This window comes from Granulosicoccus antarcticus IMCC3135 (assembly GCF_002215215.1).
GTDB classification, from domain to species: Bacteria; Pseudomonadota; Gammaproteobacteria; order Granulosicoccales; family Granulosicoccaceae; genus Granulosicoccus; species Granulosicoccus antarcticus.
Genome location: NZ_CP018632.1, coordinates 7137151 through 7156429, shown reverse-complemented (window position 1 = coordinate 7156429; position 19279 = coordinate 7137151). Strand labels below are relative to the sequence as shown.

The following is a 19279-nucleotide window of genomic DNA, read 5'->3' as shown; positions in this document are numbered from 1 at the left end:
CGGTCGGTGGAGTCACCGAATTCGCGTGATCGATGTTTGTGTTGTCTGCGCGTTGTGTATCGACCGATTGTCCAGTGTTGCGCATTGCAGCAGAATCGTACCAACTTCGTTGTTCACTGCTATATCACTTTGTAGTGAGGGTCTGAAGGGGTGTTTGATTCGTTTGCCTGATGAGAGACCTGTTCACCCGTTGCCTTGAAAAAACGTGATGCGGCAAGGCCGATAGCCATACTGCCGAGCATGAACGCTGCGGGATTGTCACGAGCAAGCGAACGGGCTCCGCCAACCAGATCGTCAATGGAGCTGGTCGATAGCTTGTTGGAAAATGATGAAAGCTGGTCGGAAAGCTCCGAGGCATAGCTTGCGAAGGGGCTGTCATTATCCTGAAGCTTCTGTGCAACGTCGCTCATCGCGTCACTGGCGTTATCCAGCTGTTCTGTTGTTGCTTCTCGTCCTTGCTCGAAGTGAGTATCTGCCACTTTCTTTGCAGCCTCGGTGCCGGCTTCTGACACTTGAGAAACCTCATCTTTCACCTCGTTGATTGTTTCTGAGGCATTGTCCTTGGAGTTCATGCCCTGTTTGTCTACTGTGCTCATGTCATTTCCTCTAAATAGTTCAGCGGCGTGAAAGATGAGCTGCTTGTTCATCGATCAATGTACCTGCTCGGAACAGTTGTCAGGTTTTCGATACCATCGTGGCTTTGCTTGTTAAATCAAAGACCATTAATACAACAGCTGGTGTTTTGTAAAAACTTCAGAAAATAGTAATTACATCGATTCAATCAAGTCGAAGTAGGTCATGCCGTCGACGTGGTTCATATTAAACACGAGTATTTAGGGTTAAAAAACCATGATAGAAAAATTCTACGTTTACACAGTGGCATTTGAAGTGTCTGTTGCTAGCCTGATTTGTTCAGATGAAGCAGTCAACATCTGACAATTTTGTAACAGATCATATTTTCAATATGGCGGTGGTTTGGAGCAGCTTCTGGTAGCGACTGATATTGCTTGAGCCGGGCGCTCGGATACTCCTGAAGGGCTCTGTTCGAGGCTGGCATTGAGCGCTCTGTTATGGAGAACAATTGCTTGTCAAATCCACTTCGACCAAGTCCTTGGCCCGAGGGCATCTCTCGCGGAGCGCTGTCCTGACCGAAGCCGCCTTTCTTCAGTTTTTCGTATTCTGAGTTGGTGTGAGAGAGAGCCATGCACACCAATGAAGTATTGAACTGAAAGTTTACTTCTCCCCATGCGCTCAAAGACCGACGTACTATCTATAGCTGTAGTGGTGTCGGATCTCTCTTCCAAGAGACCTGCTCTGTGGAAAAGCCACTACTTGATATCGTTGACTGCATTGGAGTGATTTATGAAACTGGGTATCATCGGGACTGGAATGGTTGGTAGTGCAGCGGCTTATGCTATCGCCTGTACTGGTGTGGTGTCCTCGCTGGTGTTGATTGACCACAATCCTGAGCTTGCCTCGGCACAAGCGGCTGATATCGCCGATGCGTTGCCCTTCATAGGAGCGGTATCGGTTCAGGCGGGCGATTATGCTGATCTTGACGGTGCGTCCATTGTCGTTATAGCTGCAGGCGTCGCTCAGAAATCGGGTGAATCACGCTTACAGCTGCTAGGCCGAAATGCCGACATCTTTGCTGATGTTATCGCGAAGGTGCTGGCTGTTGCCCCCGATGCCATTCTACTGGTGGCGACCAACCCGGTCGATATCATGACGGCGGTTACAACGAGGCTCTCGGGGCTTGATCCAGCCAGAGTGATCGGTACCGGTACCATTCTCGATACAGCAAGGTTTCGCAAGAATCTGAGTAGGCATCTGGGTGTCTCGCCGCAATCCGTGCACGCTCACGTGCTGGGTGAGCACGGCGATAGTGAAGTATTGATCTGGTCTTCAGCGGAATGTGGTGCGATGCAACTGGAGAGCTTCGCACGGCAGCGCGGTTGCCCTCTGACTGATGTGTTGCGTGCACAGGTTGAAGCGAGTGTCAGACAGGCTGCACAGGTGATCATCGCCGGGAAGGGCGCAACCTGGTTTGGAATCGGAGCAGGGTTAGCCCGGATCGTGCGCGTGATTGCGCTCAACCAGCACGAAGTCTTGACAGTGTCTTCCATGACTGACGATGTTGCGGGCGTTCAGGATGTGTGTCTGTCACTGCCACGAATCATTGGCGCGGGAGGGATCGAGGACACACTGATGCCTGCGATGACAGAGACTGAGATGCAGGCGTTGGGTGCCTCGGCAAGAATGCTGAAGGAGACGACTGATGCGTTGGGGGAGGTAGGCGGTGTATAGCGTAGAATACGCAAGATTGGGTTTATTGAACTAGCAGTGGCTCAACGGCGCCTGCATCCCTTTTGTCTTCAATTTTGTTGCTTGTGAAGAAAAAAGGTGGCCGTCCTTGGCCTCTGTGGGCTCCATGCCTCAATACCACTTGGAGGAGGAATAACGAAAGTCACCACACTTTCGAGTTATTAGAATACTCAATTTGAGCTCGTTTACATGTGAAAGAAGGACGTTAAACTCAGGCCAGATGATCAGCAATGGCTGGCATGTGTCTGAAAAGTGCTCTTCCAGAGAGCATAAATACACTTAGAGATTGTGATGTTACTGCTAGTGAGGTGCCAAGTATGTGCTTCCAGGAGTAGATGTGAAAATAGTGCATGGCCTTGAATAATGAAGCATGCCGGGCTCTTGTTGCCGACAAGAAGCCATGTCTTGAAAGTACAGGCATGGTTTGCAGGTTCGAGCATCTCCTGCGTGCGCCCAGCACTATTCTGGAGCGTAATGTCGTGTAAAGACATGCGGAAAATCGGATAAATGTATATTTTACAAGCTGATATCGGTATTCATAAGACTTCCTCAATTGCAACATAAGTTGAGCCAAGCGGAGTGTAGAGTTTTTGATCTGTACTGGAGTTGTACAATTGATCGCTGAGTTGCCTGATAGCCAACTCGATAAGCCTTTTCAACTGACACAACAGACGCTGATGCCTCCCGGGAAGTCGGTCACCACTCAGATCCAGGTTAGCCTGTGCAGTAGCTTGCTATGGCTGCTTGTATTGATGGCGAACCCGTGGTCGATGACTCTGACCCACGCGGCAGTCAATCTTCGCTACTACGATACCGATCGTGACGGTCTGATCAGCCCGGCCGAATATCGCGAATTCCTTCTACGTCAGCTTCGCATACCGATGAGCGTGCTGGATCGTGACGGCAATGATGAAATATCACCCGAAGAGATCGAGGCACTGGCAAAGCTTCTGCAAAGTACCAATGAGCGAGTTGACAGCTACGAGATTGATGCGCCTGGTGGGCTGGATCTGTATGCTTTCGCAGAGCAGGAAGGGCTGAGAGAGGAAACCCAGGAGCCTCCGGCGAGCTGGCTGGAACGCCGGGGCATACTAGTGGTGTAACCGCTTGATAAATTCCAGTTATAGTCTAACTTCATAATAGTACTTTGCAACCTGTTGAAGTGATTGAGAATGCCTAAGCGTCATGTGGTTAAGTTGTCCGAAGAAGAGCGCCATGCTCTGGTGTATACGACGCTCAATACCCGCGCATAGTTGCCGGGGAGCTAGTGCATTATAAAACAACCCTGCTCATCACTTCTGTTCAGGGTTCCAGGTTAGTTTGTTACCGATCCTCTGATTCGCGTGACACAGACTCAATCAACTGATAGGAAGGAATGGCCGTGTAGAAAGACGCGACGCCAGTCCTGATTTGACGGTCCGATCTGACGCCGCATCCCCAACCGTGTTTTCACACAGCCAAGTGAAGTATCGCACTTCATTAGGTTTCAATCCAGAGCTACCCGGCAGGGATTGCCGATGGACGACCTGGACACTGCACGGCGCTACCACTGCGCTCGTTGCCACCAACCGGTCATTATCTGCCGCCACTGTGATCGAGGCAATATCTACTGCTTCGATGGATGCGCCCAGGCTGCAAATAAAGAACGCTGCAAACGAAACGCAAAACGCTACCGACGCAGTCCTAAAGGCAGGCGTAGCACTGCCGCCCGTCAACGTCGTAACCGGTTGCGTAAAGCAATGCTTGAATCGGATCTCGAGTCGAGCAAACAACCCCCGCTCACGCTAAAGCCACCTGACTCAGAACCGAGTGCAACACCCTGCGATTCACCCATAGTAACGCACCGGGGTTCCGTCGAGGAGTCCGGCAGTGCTCCACTGATATCCAGGCCAACACAGTCTCGTTTTGTTTACTGCAACGGGTGTCAACGTGCCTGCAATGAGGCTATGAGAATCGATTTCCTGCGAACAACACGACATCACTCTCGACATCGGAATTACAAAGGGACACCACCATGACGATTCATGCTGAGTTGCATAGCCAGATTCTACGGCTTCACTTTGTCGAGCACTGGGGTGTCAATACCATCGCCCGCCAGCTGCATATTCATCACAGCGTGGTTGAACGTGTACTGAGCCAGGTTGGTGTGCCACAATCTGAGCGAACCGAGTCACGATCGATACGCGATCCCTACAACGACTTCATCGTAGCCACGCTGGACAAGTTCCCCGATCTGACCGCTACTCGCCTATATGTGATGGCATGTAATCGCGGGTATAACGGGTGTTCCAGTCACTTTCGTGCTCGCGTGGCGGAGCTGCGTCCCCGGAAAAATCCGGAGGCCTTCCAGCGTCTCAAGACTTTTCCAGGAGAACAAATGCAATGTGACTGGGGCTCATTCGGTCATCTGCAAATCGGCCGGGCCAAGCGTCCGTTGATGGCCTTTGTGATGGTGCTTTCCTGGAGCCGCATGATCTTCGTACGCTTCTATCTTAACGCACGCATGGAGAGTTTTCTGCGGGGACATGTTGCTGCCTTCGAGCATCTCGGCGTTGCTCGAGTTGTATTGTACGACAACCTGAAATCGGCTGTCATTCAACGCCACGGTGATGCGATCACATTCAATCCCGAACTGCTAAAACTCTCGGCACACTATCGTTTCGAACCGCGCCCCTGCGCACCGTACAGGGGGAATGAGAAGGGCCGAGTTGAAAGAGGAGTTCGTTTTATACGCGAGAATTTCTTTGCGGCCCGTGACTTCCGTGATCTGGATGATCTGAATAGACAGGCCGACCAATGGTGCACTGAGCACAGTACCCAACGCCCTTGCCAGGCGGATACATCAATCACGGTCGGTGAAGCGTTTGAAAAGGAGAAGGAGCACCTGATTGCATTACCGGACAATCCGTATCCAGCCGATGATCGGGTCAGTGTGTCCATCGGAAAAACACCGTACGCACGCTACGATCTCAACGATTATAGCTTGCCACACACTCATGTGCGTCGCGTGCTGACAGTACTTGCCTCGATGGGCACGGTGCGAATCACTGATGGTGCCAAGGTGATTGCCAGCCATGTTCGCAGTTATGGTAAAGGCGAACAGATTGAAGATCCTGCGCATCTGCAGGCACTCGTTAACTACAAGCGTCGGGGGCGTGCACACCGCGGCCAGGATCGGCTTTCGCAGTCTGCACCGAGCAGTACTGCACTACTGACACAAGGCGCCAAGCGTGGCTACCGGCCTAGCCAGGTGGTTGCCCAGCTACTGAACCTGCTGGACAGCTACGGGGCACAGGAGCTTGAACACGCCATTGCAGAGGCATTGAGACAACAGGTTCCACATCCCAATGCTGTGCGCATTGTGCTTGAACGACGGCGTGATGAGCACAACCGTCCACCACCACTGATCGTACCCTTGCCAGCTAACGCACGCGCTAATCACATTGTCGTGCGCCCGGGCTCATTGGATTGCTATGACCAGTTGAGCGACAACGACAACGACAACGACAACGACAATAGCGTGCCGGGAGAGACAGATGACGACTCCATTAAATAGTGAATTACAACAACGCGCCCTGGCCTTGAAACTTCATGGCCTTCTAGCACATTGGGATGAACTCTCAAAGGATCAGATTGCCTGGATCCCCTCTTTGCTGCAGTGGGAAGAGGTAGAACGAACACAGCGCGGCCTTGAACGACGTCTAAGCAGCGCTCACATTGGGCGCTTCAAGCCACTGGCAGACTTCGACTGGCAATGGCCTGAACAATGCGACAAAGGCGCCATCTCGGAGCTGATGAATCTGGAGTTTATTCACGAGACAAGCAATATCATACTGATCGGTTCAAATGGCTTGGGCAAATCCACTGTGGCTCAAAACATCACGCATGAAGCGGTGATGCAAGGTCATACCGCGTTGTATGTCAATGCTGCCGAAATGCTTGGAGATCTGGCATCACAGGATGGTGATAACGCGTTGCGACGCCGGCTCAGATATTACGCTCACCCCTCATTGCTGGTCATTGATGAGTTGGGCTATCTGTCCTATGGCGATCGACATGCGGATCTTCTATTTGAGATCGTCAACCGTCGCTACGAGAAGAAGCCGATCATTGTTACTACCAACAAACCGTTTAGCGAATGGGCATCCATGTTCCCCAACAACGGCAGTGTGGTCTCCATTGTTGATCGACTGGTGCATCATTCAGAAATACTGGTGATCAAGGGTGAATCGTATCGAGTCCATGAGGCCAAAAAAAGAGCAGCTTCAAAGAAAGGGACCCGAGCCAAAGTGACAAGAACGCCCAAACCAAAAGGCAAAGACTCATGAACTCACGTTGTGTTGATGTGGCCTTCTACTGGACGCCAGAGGAAGCTGCCGCCATTGTTGATTATCTTGACCGTTTGCGCGATACGGTTTGGGAGCTCTACAGCGAGGACATCATAGAGTGCCGCACGCCGGAGCTTGATGAGCAATGTGATCCACGCCAGCGGCATCTTTGTTTTGACGATGAAATAGACCGAATGGCAGGGGATGATAAACAGGAATCGACCTCATGTAACCAGTCCGGTAGAACCTCACAAGAGCCGGGTGTGATGAACGACAAAACCAAACTATGGGACGCACTGCCATCAATCGACGCTCTGTCCTCACTGAGTGACGAGGATATCGGTGAAATGCATAATTTGCTCCGTGCGCTATTGCACGCCTGCGAAGAACTCTACAAGGATCCGATAAGGCGCATGGGCGAACAAAGACATCAAGAACTTCACCCCCCGTGGAAGCGTGGCCTGTCCCGATCGTCAATGCCCAACTGGGACGACGAGGACTTCTAACAAAGACATGCTTTTCTAGCATCTGGATCCTGCGGGGTCCAGTGTCAGGCAGTCTCATTTATTGAAAAACTCTCCGGCAAATAGCCGCGCTTTTGATCCAGCAAAGACATCTGGAGCAGATCTGTAAAACGGGACGCATAGCGGCGCAGAAGCGACGACATGCACAGATTTTGTTACTGGTTGATCAAGGAGAGCATGGTCCTTCGATGACCGATGCCGAGGTTGCTGAGCGAATGGAACTGACCACCCGTTGCATCGCAAAGACACGCCAGCGATGTGTGGAAGAAGGATTGGAACTGGCGCTGCAGCGTAAGAGACGCAGTCGAGAGCGAACGGCAAGATTGGATGGCGATGCGGAGGCCAGGCTAGTAAGCCTGGCTTGCAGTGATGCGCCAGAAGGCCAGGTGCGTTGGACGTTGAAGCTGTTGAGCGAGCGTCTGATTGAGCTGGAAATTGTCGAAAGCGTGGCTTATGAAACGGTGCGTCAAGTTTTAAAAAAACATCATAAAACCTTGGCAGAAACGCATGTGGTGCATAGCGCCTAAAGAGGACGCGGGGTTTGTCTGCCAGATGGAGGCTGTACTGGATGTGTATAAAAGACCTTTTGATGCAGAGTATCCTGTGGTTTGTATGGACGAGACAACCAAACAATGCACGCGTGAGGTACAAAAACCGATCCCGGCATCGCCTGGCCAAAGTGAGCGCTACGACGGAGAGTACGAGCGCAATGGAGTTGCCCACCTGATGGTGTTCTATACGCCATTGGAGAGTCGACGCACGGTGCGTATTGCCGACAATCATGCGTCGGGCGAATGGGCCGAAGGCGTCCGTGACCTGGTGGAGAATCAATACCCCCACGCGAAAAAGATCACGCTGGTTATGGACAACCTGAGCACTCATAGCGGAGCCTCCCTATACAGAACGTTCGAACCCGCCGTGGCACATGCGCTTATGCAGAAGCTTGAGTTTGTCTTTACACCCAAGCATGGCAGTTGGTTGAATATGGCTGAATGTGAGTTCAGCGTTCTGGCCAGGCAATGTTTGGATCGACGCATTGCCGACGTGCCTACGCTGACCAAGGAGATAGCCGCATGGCAGACCCATCGCAACGAGAACGCCAAGCCTGCCGACTGGCGCTTTACAACCGACGATGCTCGTATCAAACTCAAAAGGCTTTACCCGAAAGTATCATGCAGTTAACCTACTAGTACGTGGCAACCTGGAGTCGCTCAGTCTGTTTGCCGATGCAAAGCCATTGAGCGCAGCGAGTGCCGCATCCCTGTCTTTTTCTCGTGATTTCAATGACGGTAAATCCTGGTCTACTGTCAAGGGTGTGCTCATGCGTCCGGTGAAATTTGACACCGAGCCTAACGTCATCTTCATACCCAGCGTGGCACTTAACCGCACTCACTACACCGAATCAACCGCCAAAGGCACTGATACCCTGATTTTGCGTGCTGCAGTTGATCGCCTTTACCCATTGCCCAAGCTCGAGTCGGTGGAAAGTCTGAACTTTCGCTTCAATCCTGCCTACATCACGGATACACAGTTCGAGACTGCCATTGTTTCCGCCGAGTTTCAGCTACAACCCTCTGCGACCCATCTGGGTATCGGCAAGACCATTCCAGCCAAGGCGTTTCAATTCAACTGGCTGCCAAATCTTTTCTCGGAATACGGGCGCGTATTACGACAGGAGAATGATGACGAAGAACAGTCGCGATTTTTCCGCATTGGCCCGCGTTTGGAAATAGAATTCTGGCTGCGAAATTTTCAACAACTACGTGCCGCCCTGTCGGCCCAGCATCTATTCAGTCTCCGGCCTGAATCGCGCAGTCGAAAGAGTGTCGAAGCATCATTGTCACTTGCGCTGGACGGCACCGGACATCTTGCCTTGCAAGTGAAATATGTCAATGGTGACAGTTCTGCCAAGCTCGAAGATGAGCATTTCTGGACGCTGGGCTTGGGGGTCAAGTATTAAAATCGAGTGCTATAGCCAGACAACGGGATGCTACGAGCCGCTATCAGGTGAAGAAGATATCGTTTGGCTAATGTGAATAGATGGGTAAGAATCACTTTCTACATTTTCTGGATAACCTTTGCTCATGCTTGCAGCCCTTACCGCTGGCTTCTTTCTGGGGGCTAGTCTCATCATTGCCATCGGCTCTCAAAACGCCTTTGTATTACGTCAGGGGCTGCGTGGCGAGCATGTCGCGCTCATCTGTCTGACCTGCGCGTTCAGCGATGCCTTGCTGATTACTGCAGGCGTTTTCGGTTTTGGTGAGCTGGTTGAGCACTCTCCCTGGATCGCTCCTGTCGCCCGCTATGGGGGTGCCGCCTTTCTCTTGGGTTATGCGCTGCTGGCGTTTGTTTCTGCCTGGCGCGGCGGCGGCACGCTGGAGGCTGCCGAGCGGGCGGCCCCATCCTGGAAGGTTGCACTGCTGACCTGTCTGGCGCTGACCTGGCTAAACCCTCACGTCTACCTGGATACTCTGGTATTGCTGGGAGCCGCCTCGGTGAAGTACGAGGCCTTCCCGAGTGCTTTTGCCATCGGAGCGGTGTGCGCCTCGTTCCTGTTCTTCTTTTCACTCGGGTATGGTGCGCGCTTGCTACAACCGCTGTTTGCTCGTCCGATGGCCTGGCGTATTCTGGACGTGGTGATTGGCGTGGTGATGTTGTTGATTGCAGCAAGTCTCCTGCGCTAACGAGTGAGACTCGTTTGAGTTCAATAAGGCTTCAGGTAAAGTGCTGTCATTGTCATGTCAATGCCTCAATCTGGTTTTGCAGAAGTCGATGAAGTTTTCAATCAATGTTGATTCCCCCGAGCTGTGTTTGCTGATCAACACCACAGGCAAGGCCGCTATATCATCACTCAGTGCAATGCTGACGACCTTGCCGCCACCGTGGGTGTCGGCTTGAGTGGTGGGCATTACCGCCAATGAATACCCGAAACCATTGGCAACCGCACTGCGTACAGATTCCATCGAATTGGCAACAAAAGCGATATCAGGATGAATACCTTGTGAGCTTAGAATCTGCTCGAAATAATGTCGACTGGACGGGCCTTCGAACATCACATAGGGATCCTCGGCCAATTCATGCAGAGCCAGTTTTTTGCGTTTTGCCAGCGGATGTTTCTTGTCGAGTAAGACAAACGGTGTCAGCTGATGCAAAGGCTCTGCCCGTAACCCTTCTGTGGGCAAAGACATGTCGTAGGTGAGTGCCAGGTCCAGCTCGCCGTTGTAGATCTGCAAGATAAGCTCATCCTGTAGCAACTCAGAGGGAACGATGTGGATATCGGCTCGTATGCGCCGATGTTCGCCGATCAGACTGGCAAGATAGTAGGGCGCCAGCGTGTGAAAACAACCGAATCGAATGGTGCCGGCAAGATGTGATGAAATGGCCTTTGCATGCAACTCGGTTTGCTGGGCAGACTCAATCAGCTTCAGCGCCGAGCCCAGGAAAGCGCGGCCCTGTGGTGTCAGCTCTGTGCCTCTGGCGTGGTGGCGCAACAACAGCTGCAAGCCGCAGATGTCTTCCAGCTTTTCAATGGCTTGTGAGACTGCTGGCTGGGAAATGTTGAGTACGCGTGCGGCTTGGGCAATACCGCCCTGCTGCGCCACAGCGGCAAAGTATTCGCATTGCTTCAACGTGAGTCTGACCATGTTTTTCTTTGCTTAATGACAACATAAAACAATTTGAAACTATCTTACTGCATTGCTACTGTCGACACAGAAGCAAGCGCCCTCACATCCCATTCAACGGAGCAACACATGCTGAACGAACAACAGAAAGAGCAGTTCTGGAAAGATGGATATCTGCTGGTTGAAAACGTGGTTAGCCAGGAAAGCCTGCAGGCCATGAAAGAGTCTTTCGCCGGCTGGGTGGAGGAGAGTCGGGAGCACACCGAGCCCTATGGCGACACTCTCGATGGTCGTCCCCGCTATGATGTCGAGCCAGGACACACAGCCGAGAAACCCGGTCTACGTCGGGTGAATGCTCCTATTGAGGTGTCTGCTGCCTATTTCGATGCCATGGCTGACAGTGGAATGACTGATGCGATTGCAGGCTTGATCGGCCCGAACGTAAAATTTCATCATTCGAAAATCAACGCCAAGTTGCCGGGTGGCACAACGGCTGTCAAATGGCATCAGGATTTTCCGTTTACGCCACACTCCAACGATGATCTGATCACGGCACTGCTGATGGTTGATGAGGTCACCGAAGAGAATGGACCCCTTGAAGTCATACCGGGATCTCACACAGGCCCTATCCACGATCTCTGGCACGATGGCGTGTTTACCGGTTCGGTAGATAATGAACTAGCCGAAAAGTGCCAATCAAAAGCAATCCGATGTATTGGTCCTGCAGGTTCGGTTTGCCTGATGCACACACGTTTGCTGCATGGTTCGGCACCCAATATGTCAAGCAATTCCAGAAACCTGTTTATCTGTGTGTATTCAGCCGAAGATGCTGTGCCGTATGCGGCAAACCCGATGCCGACTGAACATGAAGGGATGTTGGTACGCGGCGAGCGAACCAACTCGGTCAGGTCAAAACAGTTTGAAATGAAGTTGCCTCAAAAGCCTACGACAGCCTCCTTCTTTGATCAGCAGGATAAGCATAAGGTTGCTTGATGAAAGGTGTCTTGGTTGCCTGTTTATGACACCGCAGTGGTGAGCTTCTTGACAGCGAGCCGGGCGGAAATCGTGGCCATGGTCGGCACAAGTAGGTAACCTTGCCTGTGAACGAGAAAGGGTCGCTGGTGTTGCAGCCCTGATCAACAGCTCAGCCCGTGGTAACACGGGCTGTCTTTGAATTGCAGGATTAGCTGGGAAGCACTGTGCGCATTTTGCTGGTTGAAGATGATCCGTTGATTGGTCATGGGGTTTCGCAATCCTTGCTCGAGGCTAACCATACGTGTCAGTGGGTCAAGGATGGCAAGGCTGTCATGCCCGCGCTCGAGGGTGATACTTTCGATGCGGTCCTGTTGGACCTCGGCCTTCCGGGAATGGATGGCACATCGGTTCTAAGGCAAATGCGAGAGCGTGGCAAGGATATACCGGTCATCATCATCACAGCTCGTGATGGCGAGCAGGATCGCATCCAGGGCCTGGATCTGGGAGCTGATGACTATCTGGTCAAACCCTTTTCACTGGGTGAGTTGCAGGCACGTCTGCGAGCTGTTGCTCGTCGACACGTGGGATCAGGCAGCCCACAGCTGGTGACAGCGAATCTACAGCTTGATCCCGCCGCGGCATCCGCCAGAGGAGAGTTTGGCGATGTCTCCCTGTCGGCTCGTGAAATGGCCTTGTTGCAAGCCATGATGTACCGACCCGGTCAGGTGTTTTCACGTGAACAGCTGGAATCCCATGTGTACAGTCAAGGCGAAGAGGTTGCGAGCAATGCTCTTGAGGTCGTGATTCATGGCCTACGCAAAAAGCTTGGCAAACAGGCGATCAGGAACATACGCGGCCTGGGCTGGATGGTGGAAAAATGAGGCGAGGCTCGCTGCAGCGTGAGCTCAATCGTTGGCTCTTTGCTGCCAGTCTGGCCTGTGCCGTTGTTGGAGGATTGCTGTCTGCGGGTCTGGCCTACCTTAGCGCGGAGGATATGCAGGACTCCATGCTGCTAGAGGTCGCTCGTTGGGTTCCGGATGGCGAACGATACGATAACTTCTGGAGTCGCGAACGGCATGATGAGCAAGTGCTGGTACAAGCACTGGGCAAGCGCGGTTTTCTCAGACTCTCCGAGAAGTTGAAGCCAGGTTTTCATGACATTGAGGCACGAGGTAATTTCTGGCGTGTCCTTGTGGTAAGGCCAATGGATGGCGCTGTGCCTTATGCCGTGGCTCAGCAAACCGAGCTAAGAGCAGAACTGGCAGGCAATAATGCGTTGTACGCCTTGTTACCTGTTGTAGTACTGGCAATCGGATTTTTTCTGATTGCGCGTTGGGTTCTGGCGCGTGGTTTGAAACCCGTACGCAAACTGGCAGCAGAGATTGATTCGCGCGAATCCCTGTCTCTTGAGCCACTTTCCGATGCCGGCATTGCAGAGGAAATATTGCCCTTTACCCGGGCGATCAATCGTTTGCTGAGCCGTACCCGCAATGATATTCAAAGACAACAGAGGTTCATTGCCGATGCCGCTCATGAAATGCGTACCCCGGTTGCCGGCTTGAACCTGCTGGCCGATAGCGTGTGTCGCGATGAGACACAAGAAAACCAGATGTTGATGCGACAGGGCCTGAAGCGTCTGGAATCGTTGGTCACCCAGTTGCTTGATCTGGCCCGGCTGCAGTTTAACTATCAGACCCATACTCAAGTGGTGGAGGCCGACGTGCTATTGCGTGAGCTCATCGCCAGTGTCTACCCATTGGCAATAGAGCGATCGGTTGATCTGGGGGTGCTACGCATTGAAAATATCAGAGTCGCAGATCTGGATTATGGCTTGTCGAAGATATTTCGTAATGGCTTGAGTAATGCCATTCGTTATATCCCGGTAGATGGGCAGATCAATGTCAGTTTGTTTGCCGAAGGCGAGGAGATGGTGTTTCGCATCGATGACACTGGTCCGGGTATAGACCCTGCTGCTCTGAAGTCTGTATTCGAACCCTTCGATCGAGGCTCACGGGCAGGTAATGAAGGCAACGGTCTTGGTTTGGCGATCGCAAAGCAGGTAGCTCTCAGGTCTGGTGGTGTGTTGATTGTCGAGAATCTGGAAGGGCGAGGGCTCAGGTATGAGTATCGTCAGCACAGGGTGGCGAACGCATCGTAGCTTTCCTAATTCTTGCCTAATTTTCCAGGCGTAGATTAGTGGGTGTCGGAAGGGCATGCCTTTCCGGAAAAATCAATCACTAATCTGAACAGGAAAAAAAAATGACTTACACAACGATCAATATGGAAACCAACGCGGACAAATTCTGGAGTGAAATGCCTTTGGGCGCCAAAGTGGCTGGAGGCATTGTTGCTGTAGCCCTGATCGGTGCCAGCCTTGTGGCGAGTGTGTTTCTGGCAGGAGCTGCCTTGTTTGGCGCGCTGGTGATGATGGTGTATGGCGCATTGGCTGGAAAGCGTAAGAGACGTGTTGAAACCAGAGTAGACGCTGAAGAGTACAGTGATGTCGTAAAGGCGGAATCGTAATCGCTGCAAACTGCCGGAGATCAGGCTACAAACTTTGCCCAGAGTCCAGCAATAACAAGTACAAGCGAACATCAAGTTCCAGCTGATGGTAGTCGGAATCCATGTGACAGCAGAGTTGATAGAAGGCTTTGTTGTGGTCCTGTTCTTTGAAGTGGGCGAGTTCGTGGACCACTATCATGCGCAGGAACTCAGCAGGGGTGTTCTTGAAAACGGAGGCTATATGAATCTCGTTCTTGCTTTTAAGCTTGCCACCGTGAGTGCGGCTGATACGAGTATGAGTGCCTAGTGCGTTTTTAACAGTATCCAGGTGATCATCATAACGGGCTTTACTTAGAGGTTTGCTTCGCTTCAGGTAGCGATCTTTGAGCTCCAGAGTGAAACTGTAGAGTGTGTCGTCACTATTGTATTGGTGCCGTTCCGGATATTTGGTTCGCAGGTACTCTCTCAGGCGACCTTCACTGATCAGGTTTCTGACTTGCTGAACAATGGCCGCAGGGTAGTGGGCAATAGTACGTATATTTACATCTTCTGGAGATTGTCTGTTCATGGTGAAAACTTGTTCAGCGTATCCCAGATTAGTCGTTTGAACAACCGCGACTCGTGGAATGAATTCCTTGTTTTCTACCAGAGCAGAATACTTGTCCTAATCAGTTGCATAGCGACGCACCAGCCCCTGAAGCTGAGCTGCCATGTCCGATAGCTCCTCTGCAGCCATGCTGACATGATCGGAGGCCTGTTGGTTCATCTTCGCCTTGGTGGCAACACCTTCGATGAGTGAGGCTATTGCCTGACCACCGTCGGCTGTTTGCAGAATTGATCGGTTGATATCCTGAGTCACATTGAATTGTTCGGATACAGCCACAGTAATTGATGATTGTATCGAGCTGATTTTGTCGATGATCAATCCGATGGATTCGATGGCGGCCACGGCGGAGTCCGTATCAGACTGAATATCGCTGATGCGTGATTCAATCTGTTCGGTAGCACGGGCAGTCTCTTTTGCCAGTTCTTTCACCTCGGTTGCGACAACCGCAAATCCCTTGCCGGCCTCACCGGCACGCGCCGCTTCAATGGTTGCGTTCAAGGCGAGCAGGTTGGTCTGTTCGGCAATGGTATTGATGACTTTGATCACGTGACCGATGCTGATACTGCTTTCGGCAAGCTTCCGGACCGTGCAATCAGTGGTCTTGGCCAGATTGACAGCTTCGGCTGCCACCGTCTCAGCCTCTTTGGTATTACGCGCAATTTTCTCAATGGATGAGCTCATTTCTTCGGTCGCCCCGGCCACGCTATCCACGCTCAGTCCGACATCTGATGTCAGTGCCGAGGCCTCCAACGCGCTTTCGGTGTTGGATGACGCCATGCGATTCATATCGACTGACAGCGTGGTCATGCTTGCCGAGGCCCGGGTCAGTTGTGATGCGTTGTCATTGATGCTGCGCATGCTGTTTCGCACGTCTGCAAACAGCGTTTCCAGGGCTCTGGCCATCTGGCCTGCCAGATCATCGCCATGGGTATCTATCGGGTAGGAAAGATTTCCTTCTGCCGCTGCACTGACGGCTGCCAGTAACTGATCAACGCGCTGTTGAAGCAGATCCGCAGTGTCTTTCTCTCGTGCAGCCTGAGCTTGTTCCGCCTTGTGCCGAATCGACTCATCTTCGCGAGACCTGCGTTCGCGTTCGGTTTCCCTGAGTTCTTGCTCTTGCTGTTTTTCTGCCAGTTGTGCGCGTTCTTCCTGCATCGTTCGGGCTTCAAGGGCATTGTGTCTGAACACTTCCACGGTATGGGCCAGGTCGGTCAGCTCATCGCTACCGGTGCAGTTGACTGAAACATCGTAGTTGCCATCAGCCACTGAACGCAGAGCCGTTATGGTATCTAACAAGCGGGCAAGGATGTTCTTGGAAATCAGCAGCCAGAAAATAAGCGCGGTGATGAGAATGCTTAGAAGGAATACGATGAGCAGTTGGGCTCGGCTGCTGCTTATCAATGAAATGACGCCATCGCCGGCATCGTCTACCTCAGCGGCGCTGATGCGAACCTTTTCCGTTAGTTTTGAGAGAAAAACCTGCTGGTTTGTCTTCCGTTTATCTTCCATTTCCTGAACGTGTTCGTAGGCGGCCAGTGCTTTGCGCTTCTGGTCGAAAATGCCGGTGTCAATCGCTGCCAGTTCCAGTATGCGATTAATGCCATTCGCTATATATCTGTCTTTCTCATCCGCACCGATAAATTTCATATCGATGGTAATTTGAGCAAGTGAGGCGAGGTAGCCATCTATCTGAGGTTGAATTTCATTAATATCTGAAGCCTGTACAACATGGTGGAGAATGCCACTTACAGTATTGAGTTCGGCTCTTAACTGCAGTAAATGGATAAGTCTTGCTACGCTTTCTTTCATCATGAGCGTAGTGCTCATATGCAGTTGCGTCAGTGAGTTAATAGGCTCGGCGTCATGATTCAAGACTTTTTCAGTCAATATCTCATAATTACCGGAAGTGGTATCGACAGCGGCCATTAACGCATCATTGACGGATTGCAGTTCCTCGTCTAACAACTTCATGGATCGTTCAACGTCGAGTTCATTCGTCAGTTCAATCTCAACTGCCTCATAGAGTGCTGTGACATCGGACTGGAACTGAGCAATCGATTTGAGCTTGTTTGTCATTGCAAGCGAGTCAGTAGGCTCCCCACGGGTGATAGCACTATCGATAACCAGTTGGCTGACATCCTTGATGCTCATGCTCAGACTCTCGTAGTGCGTCCTGGCCTCTTGCAGAGTTTTCGAGTCGGTCAGCTCTGGCAGTTTTATACTGATCCCTATGCCCATTTGTGTGCGCTCTATGGCTTCAACCATGAGAGGGACGCTTTCCTGGTTGATCTCCGCTATCGCGTCCGAAAACCGTGTAAATGCATACAAGGCAATGGTGCTTGCAACGAGCGTTGTTGTCAGTATCAGGCCAAAGGCGATGAGCAGTTTTGGTTTGATACCCAGCTTGAGTGTATTCATGGTTTCAAGAAAATACGGGTTCTGGAGTTCGAAAGCATAGGTCTGGGCGATCGGCGAATGCTGAATGTGCGTGGCATACGCTGCGCCTGAGTATTGTTCCTATATCCGATACCGCGCTGTCAGTTTGACGTTGCCTTCGGCACTGCTGCGCAGCTCTTCCGATGATTGCCGTACTTTGGCTGCCGCTTGTTGTGTACTGTGCTGCCGCTCAACCACCTCGTCCAGTATGGTCGTGACGCTCTGGTTATCACCGGTTGCATTACCCACCAGTGTTGTTATGCGATGCGCTGTATCAGATTGCACCTTTACTGATTCTGAAATACTGGTCTGCAGGCCATCGATCTCTGAGACGATCTCGTTGATACTGCCAATAGCTTCAACCGCCTGGTCAGTATCCTTTCTGATGGCGGCGATACGAGCCTGAATCTCATCTGTCGCCTTGTTGGTCTCCTTGGCCAGTTCCTTGACCTCATTGGCCACGACCGCAAAGCCTTTACCGGCGTCACCTGCACGGGCGGCTTCTATGGTGGCGTTGAGTGCCAGCAGATTAGTCTGCTCAGCGACCGAGGTAATCAATTTTATGACCTTGCCAATATCCTGTGAAGATTCCGACAGGGTCCGCATAGTGCCATCTGTACTTCTGGCAAGTTCGACTGCTTGCGAGGCTACGCTGGATGCCTGCGAGGCATTGTCAGATATGCCTCTTATGCCTGTCTCCATCCGATCGACACTCTGCGATACTTCCAGCAGTACGTCACGAACCGTTTGAGCCCCCTGGAGGACTTGCAGAGTCTGGGTGTTGTTCAGGTTGGCACCCTCATCGATAGACTTGCCTAATTCTTCGAGCTGGAGTGCTGAAAGGTTGACGTTCTGCGCATCCAGCTTGATTCTGCCGAAGTCCTGACCGAACTGTGAGAAGAGGCTTTCCAGTTCCAGGGTCATATGCGCCAGTGCATCATTCAAATGCAGATTCTCACATGGGTTCTTCGCCAGGTAGGACAGGTCTCCGCCTGCCGCCGCGCTGACCCCCATGGATAGACGATCGATTCGCAGCTGTAACAGTTGTTCGCTGGCAGCAGACTCATCTGCTCGCTGCATGGCTTGCTGTTTCTCTCGTTCACGCAGCTCGTTTTCTCCAGCATGACGACGGTCCTCGAATTCCTCCTTGATACGCTGCTCTCGCTGCACTGTATTCTGTTCGTTAGCGTGTAGAAGCTCCAGCTCCGAGATGCGATTACGCTTGAATATTTTCAATGCTCTGGCCAGAAGGCCCAACTCGTCGGTGCGCTCCGAATGCTGGATTGAAATGTCGACTTCATCCTCGCTTAGTCTGATGGCTACATCCAGCAGCGTTTTCAGAGGCTTGATCAGATGCCATCGTATGAAAGCCCACAAAATTGTTGATACGCCAAGTAGTATCAGAACGACCGTAAAGGCAAACAGACGATTTTTCTTGTTGGTTATCGATTCTTGCCGCAGCTGCAACTCCTTGAGTTGTCGTGAATAGTCATTCACGATGCCATCAATCATGGTGACGGTAGTGCGGCTTGTCTCACCAACATTACGCAACAACCGAATCGGGTCGCCACTGCTGCCGGACAAGAGAGCTTGCATGGCAGTCTCATACTTGTCTGTTAGCTGTGCAATCGAATCAAGCGTTCGTTGCAATTCATTGCTCATGGACGGCTCCAGGGAGCGACTTTGCAGATCTTGAGTCTTGACCTGGAGCAATTCTTTGTGCGACTGGAATGCGGCACGAAAGTTTTCAGCGCTGGCGTCATTATCTCTAAGCAGCACCTCTCTACCTTCTCGTGCCAACTGCTCAACGCCTGTCTGAACATCGCGCAGTGATAGTTGGGTCGCCTGAACTTCAGCCAGGATTCCGACAGCCTTGATGTTGGATTTTCTTGCGCCATCGACTTGCATGCCAACCAGCACTAGTACTGCCATTGTGCAAGCCAGCAACACGAGCTGAAT

At 51.9% G+C, this 19279-nt stretch carries 18 protein-coding genes; 13 read left to right on the top strand and 5 right to left on the bottom strand.

Annotated features, from left to right (window positions below; all coding sequences use genetic code 11):
- Positions 1-119: 119 nt before the first annotated feature.
- Positions 120-596 (bottom strand): hypothetical protein, encoded by a 477-nt coding sequence (locus IMCC3135_RS31070; RefSeq protein ID WP_157736448.1) that lies wholly within the window; start codon positions 594-596, stop codon positions 120-122.
- Between the two features lie 766 nt (positions 597-1362).
- Between IMCC3135_RS31070 and IMCC3135_RS31060 the strand changes: the two genes are divergently transcribed.
- The 9 genes from IMCC3135_RS31060 (at position 1363) to IMCC3135_RS31020 (ending at position 9861) form a co-directional block, all read left to right on the top strand.
- Positions 1363-2307 (top strand): L-lactate dehydrogenase, encoded by a 945-nt coding sequence (locus IMCC3135_RS31060; RefSeq protein ID WP_088921122.1) that lies wholly within the window; start codon positions 1363-1365, stop codon positions 2305-2307.
- 632 nt (positions 2308-2939) lie between these two features.
- A complete protein-coding gene (locus IMCC3135_RS31055) occupies positions 2940-3428 on the top strand; it encodes an EF-hand domain-containing protein (RefSeq protein ID WP_157736447.1) in 489 nt (162 codons plus the stop codon).
- Positions 3429-4339: 911 nt separating this feature from the next.
- On the top strand, positions 4340-5881 hold the full coding sequence (istA, locus tag IMCC3135_RS31050) for an IS21 family transposase (protein ID WP_088917075.1): 1542 nt from the start codon (positions 4340-4342) through the stop codon (positions 5879-5881).
- Positions 5862-6653, top strand: coding sequence for an IS21-like element helper ATPase IstB (gene istB, locus IMCC3135_RS31045; protein WP_088917074.1), 792 nt, complete (start codon positions 5862-5864; stop codon positions 6651-6653). The genes istA and istB overlap by 20 nt, the downstream gene beginning before the upstream one ends.
- Positions 6650-7159, top strand: coding sequence for a hypothetical protein (locus IMCC3135_RS31040; RefSeq protein WP_088917073.1), 510 nt, complete (start codon positions 6650-6652; stop codon positions 7157-7159). Before istB ends, IMCC3135_RS31040 begins: the two co-directional genes overlap by 4 nt.
- A 92-nt stretch (positions 7160-7251) precedes the next feature.
- Positions 7252-7704 carry a helix-turn-helix domain-containing protein gene (locus IMCC3135_RS31035; RefSeq protein WP_157736446.1) on the top strand — a complete coding sequence of 151 codons (453 nt, stop codon included), beginning with the start codon at positions 7252-7254 and terminating at the stop codon, positions 7702-7704.
- Positions 7685-8359 carry an IS630 family transposase gene (locus tag IMCC3135_RS31030; RefSeq protein ID WP_088916798.1) on the top strand — a complete coding sequence of 225 codons (675 nt, stop codon included), beginning with the start codon at positions 7685-7687 and terminating at the stop codon, positions 8357-8359. The genes IMCC3135_RS31035 and IMCC3135_RS31030 overlap by 20 nt, the downstream gene beginning before the upstream one ends.
- Positions 8310-9137, top strand: a complete 828-nt coding sequence (locus tag IMCC3135_RS31025; protein ID WP_157736445.1) for a hypothetical protein — start codon at positions 8310-8312, stop codon at positions 9135-9137. The genes IMCC3135_RS31030 and IMCC3135_RS31025 overlap by 50 nt, the downstream gene beginning before the upstream one ends.
- Before the next feature lie 124 nt (positions 9138-9261).
- Positions 9262-9861, top strand: a complete 600-nt coding sequence (locus tag IMCC3135_RS31020; RefSeq protein WP_088921118.1) for a LysE/ArgO family amino acid transporter — start codon at positions 9262-9264, stop codon at positions 9859-9861.
- Positions 9862-9918: 57 nt separating this feature from the next.
- On the opposite strand, the gene IMCC3135_RS31015 is transcribed toward IMCC3135_RS31020, so the two are convergent.
- Positions 9919-10821 (bottom strand): LysR family transcriptional regulator, encoded by a 903-nt coding sequence (locus IMCC3135_RS31015; RefSeq protein ID WP_088921117.1) that lies wholly within the window; start codon positions 10819-10821, stop codon positions 9919-9921.
- A 108-nt stretch (positions 10822-10929) separates the two neighbouring features.
- Between IMCC3135_RS31015 and IMCC3135_RS31010 the strand changes: the two genes are divergently transcribed.
- The 4 genes from IMCC3135_RS31010 to IMCC3135_RS30995 all read left to right on the top strand — a co-directional run bounded on the left by IMCC3135_RS31010 (position 10930) and on the right by IMCC3135_RS30995 (position 14298).
- Positions 10930-11793 (top strand): phytanoyl-CoA dioxygenase family protein, encoded by an 864-nt coding sequence (locus tag IMCC3135_RS31010; protein WP_088921116.1) that lies wholly within the window; start codon positions 10930-10932, stop codon positions 11791-11793.
- Positions 11794-11999: 206 nt separating this feature from the next.
- On the top strand, positions 12000-12656 hold the full coding sequence (locus IMCC3135_RS31005; RefSeq protein ID WP_088921115.1) for a response regulator transcription factor: 657 nt from the start codon (positions 12000-12002) through the stop codon (positions 12654-12656).
- Positions 12653-13933: a sensor histidine kinase gene (locus tag IMCC3135_RS31000; protein WP_088921114.1), complete on the top strand. Its 1281-nt coding sequence runs from the start codon at positions 12653-12655 to the stop codon at positions 13931-13933. Before IMCC3135_RS31005 ends, IMCC3135_RS31000 begins: the two co-directional genes overlap by 4 nt.
- A gap of 101 nt (positions 13934-14034) precedes the next feature.
- Positions 14035-14298: a hypothetical protein gene (locus IMCC3135_RS30995; RefSeq protein WP_088921113.1), complete on the top strand. Its 264-nt coding sequence runs from the start codon at positions 14035-14037 to the stop codon at positions 14296-14298.
- A 25-nt stretch (positions 14299-14323) separates the two neighbouring features.
- Here IMCC3135_RS30995 and IMCC3135_RS30990 read toward each other — a convergent pair whose 3' ends face one another.
- From IMCC3135_RS30990 to IMCC3135_RS30980, 3 genes are all read right to left on the bottom strand, one after another.
- Complete coding sequence (locus tag IMCC3135_RS30990) at positions 14324-14845, bottom strand: M48 family metallopeptidase (RefSeq protein WP_088921112.1); 522 nt, start codon at positions 14843-14845, stop codon at positions 14324-14326.
- A 96-nt stretch (positions 14846-14941) separates the two neighbouring features.
- Positions 14942-17302 (bottom strand): methyl-accepting chemotaxis protein, encoded by a 2361-nt coding sequence (locus IMCC3135_RS30985; protein ID WP_088921111.1) that lies wholly within the window; start codon positions 17300-17302, stop codon positions 14942-14944.
- A 99-nt stretch (positions 17303-17401) separates the two neighbouring features.
- Positions 17402-19252, bottom strand: a complete 1851-nt coding sequence (locus IMCC3135_RS30980; RefSeq protein ID WP_169727550.1) for a methyl-accepting chemotaxis protein — start codon at positions 19250-19252, stop codon at positions 17402-17404.
- Between the last annotated feature and the right edge of the window lie 27 nt (positions 19253-19279).